Origin of the sequence: Thiococcus pfennigii (genome assembly GCF_016583835.1) — a bacterium.
GTDB lineage: Bacteria > Pseudomonadota > Gammaproteobacteria > Chromatiales > Chromatiaceae > Thiococcus > Thiococcus pfennigii.
Genome location: NZ_NRRW01000016.1, coordinates 60,351 through 68,790, shown reverse-complemented (window position 1 = coordinate 68,790; position 8,440 = coordinate 60,351). Strand labels below are relative to the sequence as shown.

Below are 8,440 nucleotides of genomic sequence, written 5' to 3'. Positions count from 1 at the left end.
GGCCGAGCTGGGGCTCGGCGCTCCCAGGGGGGCTCGGCATTCCCGGGGGGGCGGTCGTATGGTGGTTTCCGATGACATCTGGACTCGCAGCTCGGTTTCCACCACGGATTATGCTGTCCTGTTGGCCCGCATATCAGGCGAAACCACTTTACAGGCCCAGCGGGAAAAGGGCGCCCCGTCAGACCGTCGCGGGGGCGCCCGCGAGGAGGTCGCGGCAGGCGGGCAGGACCTGTTCGCCGACGAGGTCGACGAGCGGGGCGAGTTCGGGGTAGGCCGGGGCGACGGTCATCACGTAGCCGAGGGTGCGGGGGATGTCGGCGAGGTAGCCGGGGCGTCCGTCGCGCAGTTTCAGGCGGGCGAAGATGCCGGCGGCCTTGAGGTGGCGCTGGATGCCCATCAGGTCCATCCAGCGCGTGAATCGCTCCTCGTCGCCGAACTGGAGGATGCCGACCTGCATCGCGCGGTCGAGGTAGCCGCGCGCCCAGTCGTCGACCCGCTCGGGCGGCCAGGCGATGTAGCAGTCGCGCAGCAGCGAGACCAGGTCGTAGGTGACGGGGCCGATGACGGCGTCCTGGAAGTCCAGGATCCCGGGCCGCGGGGCCGAGGCCATGAGGTTGCGCGAGTGGAAGTCGCGGTGGACGCAGACCCGCGGTTGCTCCAGGGCGTTGGCGACCAGGTGGTCCCAGACCGCCGCGAGCGGGCCAGCGTCGACCTCGGCCGGGTCGCGGCCGAGCAGCCCACCGAGCAGCCATTCGGTGAAGATGCCGAGCTCGCGGCGCAGCAGGGCCTCGTCGTAGGGCGGCAGCCCGGCGCGCGGGGCGCGGGACTGGAGCACCGCGAGGGCGTCGAGGGCCTCGCCGTAGAGGCGCTCGACGCTGGTCTCGTCGAGGACATCGAGGTAGGAGGCCTGGCCGAGGTCGCTGATCAGCAGGAAGCCCTGCCGGAGATCGGCCGCGAGGATCTCGGGGACGTTGAGGCCGATCACGCGCAGCATCCCGGCGATGCGCACGAAGCGGGCGCTGTCCTCCTTCTCGGGCGGGGCGTCCATCGCGATCAGGGATCCCTCGCCGCACCACAGCCGCCAGTAACGGCGGAAGCTCGCGTCGCAGGAGGCCGGGACCATCGCCAGCCTGTCGGCGCCGAGCTGTGCCTTGGCCCAGCGGGCGAGACCCTGGCGGCGGTCGTCAGTGATCATGTTTGCTCATCTCCTTCGCGAGGTCGATGCCCTTCTTGCGTTGCTGGTGCAGGACCTGGAGGCGCCGCTCGAGCCGGGCGCGCTCCTCGTCATCGGTCTCCTCGGCCCAGCGTTTCGCGAGCGCCCGCTCCTGGAGCCGCATCTGCCAGAGGAGCAGCCTCAGGGTCGCGCGGCGCTCCTTCGCCAGCCGCTCCTCGCTCGAGAAGAGGACTCTCAGGCCCTGGCCGAGACGCCTCGTCGCGGCCCTCAGGTGCTTTTCGAGGCGTCGCAACCGGCGGCGGAAGGTCAATGGCTTCGTGGATTTCTTGCTCATCGAGGTGTAGGCCGCGCTCGATCTCGTGGCGGATCGGCTCGAAGGGGAAGAAGATCACCTGGGCCGCTTCGATCAGATTCCTGGCGATCTGACGGGCGTAGCCGCTGTCGTTCATCAGCGAGGTGGCCACCGCCGAGGTGATGCGCCGGTCGCGGATCAGGCGGTCGAGCTGCCCGTTGGCGACGATGTCCTGCTCTTCGATCTCGATGCGCAGTATATCGAGCGCGACCGTCGGGTTCTCCTCGCGGCCGTCGGCAATCCGCTGAAGCGCGTTCAAGAGCCCGACCAGGCGCTGGCGGATCGCGATGTATTCGTGCCGCACGTCGCGGTTCGCGACCAGCAGGAAGCGCACCAGATTCTTCTCCAGGTGCTTGGTGTGTTTCAAGGCCTCGACCAGGCCCTGGCCGGCCGAGCGCAGGCGGAAGGCCTGCGCGGTCTGGCCGTCCTGGGTCGGCAACCGGGCGATGAAGTCGACGATGGCCCCGTGCAGCGGTTTGACGCGGCGCTGGTAGTAGTCGTCGACATCGATCGGGCGGACCCGCTCCGGCGGTCGGTCGAGCCCCTCGAGGCCCTCGCCGCGGCGCAGCCGCTTGGGGTCGACGTGCAGCGTCAGGGCCATGATGTCGAAGACATTGTCGAAGAGGTGGCCGAGCTCCCGACGCACCGCCTCCAGGGCCGCCCCCGGGGTCTGGAGCATGGCCTCGGCGAGGAAGCGCGGCGTGCTGACGGTGCGCGGCCGCTCCTCGATGACCCGTTGCAGCAACGCGACCAGCCGCCCGATCAGCGGCAGCATCAACAAGACGCCGACCAGATTGAAGAGGGTGTGGAAGAGCGCAAGCTTGAGCGCGTGGTTGTCGGGGGCGATGCCGAACCAGCCGCTCGCCAGGTCGACCGCGGCGACGAACGGCCCGATGAAGGTCAGGGCGACGGTCCCGGTCGCCAGGTTGAAGACCAGGTGGGCGCCGGCGAGGCGGCGGCCGTCGACGGTCGAGCCAAGCGCGCCCAGGATCGCCGTGACCGTGGTGCCGACGTTGGCGCCGATCGCCAGGGCCAGGGCGCTCTCGTAGCCGATCTGACCGGCGGCGAGCGCGGTGATCGTCAGCGCCAGCGTGGCGTGGCTCGACTGCATGACGACGGTCACGAAGATGCCGATCAGGACGAAGAGGAGCAGGCCGCGCAGGCCGGGCAGCGCCAGGGCCGCGAGGTCGACGGTGCCTTCGAAGGCCTCGAAGCCCATCTTCATGTAGTCGATGCCGAGGAACAGGAAGCCGAGCCCGGCGAGCAGATAGCCCGTGCCGCGGCGCGTCGCCGAGCGCTGGAAGAGGAGCACGACACCGAGCACTAGGAGCGGCATCGCATAGGCGGCGATGTCGACCTTGAGACCGAAGGCGGCGACGAGCCAGGCGCCGGTCGTCGTGCCCAGGTTGGCACCGAAGATGATGCCGACGCCCTCGGTCAGGCCGATCAGGCCGGCGCCGAGGAACGAGATGGTGATCACCGAGACGAGCGAGCTCGACTGCATCAGGGTCGTCGCCAGCAGGCCGAAGCCGAGGCTGCGCCAGAGGCTCGCGGTCGCGCGCTCGAGGATGCGCTCGAGGGTGCCGCCGGTGAAGGCCCGGAAGCCCTCCTCGAGGGCGCGCATGCCGAACAGGAAGATGGCCACCCCGGCGGCGATCTCGGTGAGGGCGGTGCTGCGCGTCAGGGCCCAGAGCAGGACCGCCAGCACGATGGGCAGCCACAGGTTGCGGGCGATCGCCAGCGACACGGCGCCTGGCCCGTCAGCGCCCGACGCCGTCGCCGGCCAGGCGGTAGCGGCCGATGAGATCGCGGTGGCGGCCGGTCAGGAACGAGCGGCTCGGGTCGACGGCGACGCGCCCGGCCATCGCGGTGCGCCCGAGCAGCATCCGGAAGCGCATCGTCTCGCGATTGGTCAGGGTCAGTTCGATCGGCCAGAGGTCGCCACCGACCCAGGCCCGGGTCGCGATGACCCAGCGCTGCTCGCGGTGGCCGCCCGAGTCGGTGACCTGGCGCTCGTCGAGGACCGGCGCCTCGCAGTGCGCGACCAGGTCGTCGCGGTCTTGCAGCGGGTGCAGGCCGAAGCGCACGCGCGGCACGGGGCCGCCGGCGACGGGCTCGACGTAGAAGGCATGCAGGGCCGAGGTCCGCGCACCCGTGTCGACCTTGGCCTTGATGAGCGGCAGGCCGAGGTCGGGCAGCCCGACCCACTCGCGCCAGCCGAGGATGAGCGGCGGCCGCGCACTCGGCGCAAGGCCCGAAGGATCGCCGCCCCCCCCGCTCATGCCGGTCCGGTGACGGCAGGCGGCAGCGGCTGGATCTCGGCGATCAGGGCCGGATCGGCCAGCTGCGAGTTCCAGACCGCATAGGGCTCGCAGGCGAGCGGCGGCGCGTCGGCGACGCGGTGAAGGGTCCCACGGCCGAGCCCGGCGGCCGCGAGCGCCGCCGGCAGGTAGGCGGCCCCGTCCTGCGCCTGGAGCAGATCGAGCGCCATCAGGCCGGCCGAGAGCCGCCACACGGGCGTCGCGCACTCGGGGAAGTGCCGGCGGTGGGCGGCCTCGAAGCGCCGGCCCCAGGCGACCTGCAGATAGCCCTCGCCGATCGCCGCCTCGGCGGGGAGCCCCGGGCGGGTCGCGACGAGGATGAGCTCGATCGGCGCCAGCGGCTCGCAGGCAAGCTCCGCGACCCGCGGCGGCTCGCGCACGAAGGCGAGGTCGAGGCGCCCGGCGGTGAGCTCGGCGAAGGCCGTGCGCGCCGGCAGGGCCTCGATGTCGAGCACCAGGTCCGGGCGCCGTGCGCGCAGCGCCCGGCCCCAGGGGCCGACGAGGAGCGGCCAGAGGTCGGCCTCGGTCGCGACCGTCACGGTGACCGTGAAGCGCGCATCGAGGGTCGCCTCGGCACGCGCCCGCGACCAGCTGCGCACGATGGTCTCGGCGTGTGGCAGCAGCCGTCGGCCGGCCGGGGTGAGCTGGATGTCGTGGCGGCGGCGCGTGAAGAGGACCGCACCCAGGGTCGACTCCAGCAGCTTGATCCGGGCGCTGACCGCCGATTGGGTGATGAAGAGCCGATCGGCCGTCTTGCCGAAGTGGCGGCTGCGGGCCACCTCGAGGAAGGTCTTCAGCAGGACGATGTCGACGCCGGATCGGTCGACCCGCTCCTTGGCCTCCGTCATCGCCCCGCCCGCCCGCGTCGGGGGCTCGTCGCCCCGGCCATCGGCTGCCCGCGCCTCAGCCGGCGCCCACCGGACGGCGGCCGTCGAGACGCGCCGCATCGACGGTCTGCGCCGCGGCGGCGGGCGCCTCGGCCGGGGGGGCGAGGCGCGGGCGCGCTGGACCACCGTCGAGGGCCTCGAGGAGGGCCGCGTCGCGCCCATAGATGTCCGGGCGGAACGCGATCTGGCCGTCGCCGTCGGCCTCGGCGGTCCAGTAGGCGAGGAGCACCGCGAGCGGCCGCTCGAGGCGGACCACGCGCGTCCGATCGGAGGCGATGATCTCCTCGAAGGCGGCCCGGTCCCAGCGCTGCGGGTCGTCGAGGAGGAGTTCGGCGAGGCGCAGCGGGTCCTCGACCCGCACGCAGCCGGAGCTCAAGGCACGCTGCGGGCGCGCGAACAGGGCGCGCTGCGGCGTGTCGTGCAGGTAGACGGCGAACTGGTTCGGAAACATGAACTTGATCCGCCCGAGGGCGTTGTCGTCGCTCGGCGGCTGACGCAGCAGGTACGGGAAGCTGGCGGCCGGCTGGTCCCAGTCGACCCGCTCGGGCCGAATGCGGTTGCCTCGGTAGTCGACGACCTGAAGGCCGCGCTCGGCCAGGTAGCCCCGGTCGACGCGCATGTTGGGCAGGATGTCCTCGGCGAGGATGGTCGGCGGGACTGTCCAGGTCGGGTTGACCTCCAGGTAGGCGAGGCGGTCGCGGAACACCGGCGTCTCGCGCCCCGGGCGCCCGACGATCGCGCGCGTGCTCCAGCGCGGCGCGCCGTCGCGGTAGAGGTCGACGCGGTAGGCCGGAATGTTGACGAGGACGAAGTCCGCCGGCAGGTCGTGCGCGAACCAGCGCATCCGCTCGAGGTTGACGCGGATCTGGTCGATGCGCTGCGCGACGTCGACGTTCATCGCCGCGCGGGTCTGCGGCCCGATGACCCCGTCGACGGCGAGGCCGTGGCGGGCCTGAAAGTGCTCGACGGCGGCGCGCAGCACGCGGTCGTAGACCAGCGGATCCTCGGGGAGGGGCGCCTCGGTGGAATAGTCCCCGGTCGCCAGCAGGCGCGCGCGGACCGCCGGGACCCGCGCATCCTGCGCATCGAGGCGCAGGGTCGGCCCCTCGGGCACCGTCGGCCAACCGCCGGCGGCAGCGATCGCGCGGTAGTGCTCGAGCCCCGCGCGCAGGTCGCGATAGAAGCCTGGCCAGCGGATCTCCCGGGCGATGTAGGCCTCCAGGTCATCGGCCGCCAACGCCGCCACGAGGGCCTGCGCCAGGGCCGTGGACGAGGCCGGCTCGAATTGGGTCCCGCGCGGGTCGAGGGCGACCGGGTCGACCTTGCCGAAGCGGTGGTGGTGCAGGTAGCGCACCAGGCTGTCGCTCAGCAGGATGTCGGCCTCGACGCGATGTTCGGGCGGCAGCGCCTCGAGGCCGCCGCCGCCGAGGATGGCGTCGACGACGCGGAAGTGGAAGTCGCCGCGATGAAAGCCGTCGCCGCGGCTCGCGAGCAGCAGGCGGCGCAGCGCGGCCAGGCGCGCCGCGTCCCAGGCGGGGCGCCAGTCGCGCGCGCGGTAGAGGTCCGCGAGCAGCGGCCCCGAGGCCAGCGTGACGCCGGCGACGGCGGCCTGCTCGTCGTCGAGCGGCGCGAGGCGCGCGCGCAGCAAGTCATCGGCCTGGACGAGGCCCGACCACAGACAGGCGGCGAGCCACAGCACGCCGAGACGAAGGACTGGCATTCAGCGCTGCTCCCCCACGAGCTGGACCCGACCCTCTCCGTCGACGGACTCGAGGCGGACCGGGAAGCCCCATAGCCGTCGCATGTAGCGTAGCATCTCGGCGGCATTATCGGCGAGCGAGGGCACGCTGATTGTAGTCCGGTATGGCGCAGCGTGAGCGAGCGGTCGCCCCAACGGTCTGGAGCTGACCGGGAACCGGCGCGGCCGGCGCCTTTTCCTGTCGCGCCTCGCTTAATCCACCGGCATCGTGCCCGTCTCCAGCCGATCCACTGGCGTTACGGCCACGCACTGACCAACGCAAGTGGCTGTGCGGGGGCCGTCGAGCGTTTCCAGAAGGGCGGCGCGCCTCTTCCGGAAACTCGTCCGCCGGGCCGGACGGACCTCGCCAACCAGGCGTTATCTCTTTGGGTCTTTCCGGCCCCGGCCGACCGGATGGCCGGCAAGGCATTCAGGACTCCTCGGGCGCGGAGAATCGACCTCCGCAACGGGGCACGCTGACTGTTGGCGGCGAGGACATCATCGACATCGGGTGCCGACGCCAATAAGACCCGAGGCGCCACTGCAATATAATGCCCGACCTCCCGCCGTTCCCTTGACCGCGGGACGGCCCCGGCGGACGATCCCCGGTGCCACGACAGCCGCGCCTGCGCCGAACCACCGAATCCATGGACCCAAGAACGGCAGTTGACCGCTTCATCATGGATTCAAGTTGTTGAAATCGCGAAGATGCTTTACGTGAGTCCTGCTCACCAGCGAGGTGAAGGCCGCTACGACGCCCGAGGCACGGCGCGCGCGGCGCTCGGCGGTGTTACAAGTCGTTGCAATAGCCTGGCGAGTGCGCCTCCTGGTGCCTTGCCGGACACCCCGCGCGGCGCACCTCGGGCACCGTCCAACTGCCGCTCTTAGGATGAAGCAGCGGACCTTTTCTCCCGCCCGCCCCCTGATCGTCGCCATCGCCGGCGTCGGCCTGCTCCTGGCGGGCCACCTGCTGCCCTTGGGGGGCGAAGGCTACATCGCCCAGCAGGTCCGGAACTCGCTGCACGGCCCGGCGTTCCTCGCCTTCACAGCGGTCTTCTTCCTGCTCGCTCGGGCGTCCCTCGGCACGCTGGGCGCCGCCTTGATCTCGGCGACCGCGGCGCTGCTGGCCGCACCCGGCGGCGAGTTCCTGCAGTACCTGACCGGCAAGGACACCTCGCTGGCCGACATCGCCCACGACTGGGCCGGCGCGGCCGCGACGCTCCTGGTACTCGGCGGATGGTTCGCCTGGCGGGACGGTCGCATCGACCGGCGGCGCCGGCGCGAGATCCTTGCGGTCGGCGGCCTGCTTGCCCTTGTCGTCGCCGCTCCGCTGACCTGGTGGCTCTACGTGGCGGCGGCCCGGGCGTCCTCGATGCCGGTGCTCGCCGATTTCGAACGTAGGGGCCAGACCGCACTGCTCGGCGGACTGGCGGCGGAGCTGTCCGTCGTCGCCCGGCCCGACCACTGGCCCGGCCGGGGCGATTACGTGCTCGAGGTGCGGCTGCGTCAGTCCCGGTATGCCGGGGTGGATTTCCTGGCCCCTCCTCCGGACTGGACAGGCTACGCCAGCCTGCGCTTCCTCGCCGCCACCGGCGACGGGACCCGGCGGCGGCTGACGCTTCGCATCCACGACGCCACCCACAACCAAGCCTACGGGGACCGCTTCAACGGCCGCTGGCCCATCGGACCCGAACCCGCTCAGATCTGCGTACCGCTGGCCGAGATCCGGCAGGCCCCAAAGGACCGGAGCATGGACCTTTCGGCGATCGCGGGAATGATCTTCTTCCTGACGGGAAACCGGGGCGGGGAGGTCTTCCTGCTGGACGACGTGACACTGACCAAGTCGGCCTGCCCCGAGGACTTGCAGAGGACGGACAGTGCGTCGCGACCCGGTTTCGCAGGGCTGGCTAGCGCATCTTCCCCGGCTTCGTCAGGCCCTTCAGGCCCAGCGCGGCCTTGAACAACGCA

At 71.6% G+C, this 8,440-nt stretch carries 8 protein-coding genes; 1 reads left to right on the top strand and 7 read right to left on the bottom strand.

All coding sequences use genetic code 11. The annotated features are described in order from the left end of the window. Window positions 1–178: 178 nt before the first annotated feature. From CKO41_RS07795 to CKO41_RS19115, 7 genes are read right to left on the bottom strand one after another with little or no spacing between them, the layout of a single operon-like run. The gene (locus CKO41_RS07795; protein WP_200381746.1) at window positions 179–1,195 is read right to left on the bottom strand and encodes an aminoglycoside phosphotransferase family protein; all 1,017 of its coding nucleotides are present in this window, start codon (window positions 1,193–1,195) and stop codon (window positions 179–181) included. Continuing rightward, complete coding sequence (locus CKO41_RS07790; RefSeq protein ID WP_200251843.1) at window positions 1,185–1,337, bottom strand: hypothetical protein; 153 nt, start codon at window positions 1,335–1,337, stop codon at window positions 1,185–1,187. The genes CKO41_RS07795 and CKO41_RS07790 overlap by 11 nt, the downstream gene beginning before the upstream one ends. Next, entirely contained in the window at window positions 1,285–3,273 is a 1,989-nt protein-coding gene (locus CKO41_RS07785) for a Na/Pi symporter (protein ID WP_200381745.1), read from the bottom strand. The genes CKO41_RS07790 and CKO41_RS07785 overlap by 53 nt, the downstream gene beginning before the upstream one ends. 13 nt (window positions 3,274–3,286) lie before the next feature. After that, the gene (locus CKO41_RS07780; protein WP_200381744.1) at window positions 3,287–3,808 is read right to left on the bottom strand and encodes an ATP-dependent zinc protease family protein; all 522 of its coding nucleotides are present in this window, start codon (window positions 3,806–3,808) and stop codon (window positions 3,287–3,289) included. Then, window positions 3,805–4,695 carry a LysR family transcriptional regulator gene (locus CKO41_RS07775; RefSeq protein WP_200381743.1) on the bottom strand — a complete coding sequence of 297 codons (891 nt, stop codon included), beginning with the start codon at window positions 4,693–4,695 and terminating at the stop codon, window positions 3,805–3,807. Before CKO41_RS07775 ends, CKO41_RS07780 begins: the two co-directional genes overlap by 4 nt. A gap of 55 nt (window positions 4,696–4,750) precedes the next feature. Further along, on the bottom strand, window positions 4,751–6,454 hold the full coding sequence (locus CKO41_RS07770) for a L,D-transpeptidase family protein (RefSeq protein ID WP_200381742.1): 1,704 nt from the start codon (window positions 6,452–6,454) through the stop codon (window positions 4,751–4,753). Beyond that, the gene (locus CKO41_RS19115; protein WP_420826465.1) at window positions 6,455–6,538 is read right to left on the bottom strand and encodes a hypothetical protein; all 84 of its coding nucleotides are present in this window, start codon (window positions 6,536–6,538) and stop codon (window positions 6,455–6,457) included. Between the two features lie 823 nt (window positions 6,539–7,361). On the opposite strand from CKO41_RS19115, the gene CKO41_RS07765 reads away from it, so the two are divergent. Beyond that, entirely contained in the window at window positions 7,362–8,432 is a 1,071-nt protein-coding gene (locus CKO41_RS07765) for a CIA30 family protein (RefSeq protein ID WP_200381741.1), read from the top strand. Window positions 8,433–8,440 lie beyond the last annotated feature (8 nt).

Bases quoted from the DNA above. Each gene is read 5' to 3' on its own strand.
- CKO41_RS19115 (WP_420826465.1), bottom strand. From the start codon at position 6,538: ATGCGACGGCTATGGGGCTTCCCGGTCCGCCTCGAGTCCGTCGACGGA.
- CKO41_RS07780 (WP_200381744.1), bottom strand. From the start codon at position 3,808: ATGAGCGGGGGGGGCGGCGATCCTTCGGGCCTTGCGCCGAGTGCGCGG.
- CKO41_RS07765 (WP_200381741.1), top strand. From the start codon at position 7,362: ATGAAGCAGCGGACCTTTTCTCCCGCCCGCCCCCTGATCGTCGCCATC.
- CKO41_RS07795 (WP_200381746.1), bottom strand. From the start codon at position 1,195: ATGATCACTGACGACCGCCGCCAGGGTCTCGCCCGCTGGGCCAAGGCA.
- CKO41_RS07770 (WP_200381742.1), bottom strand. From the start codon at position 6,454: ATGCCAGTCCTTCGTCTCGGCGTGCTGTGGCTCGCCGCCTGTCTGTGG.
- CKO41_RS07775 (WP_200381743.1), bottom strand. From the start codon at position 4,695: ATGACGGAGGCCAAGGAGCGGGTCGACCGATCCGGCGTCGACATCGTC.
- CKO41_RS07790 (WP_200251843.1), bottom strand. From the start codon at position 1,337: ATGCGGCTCCAGGAGCGGGCGCTCGCGAAACGCTGGGCCGAGGAGACC.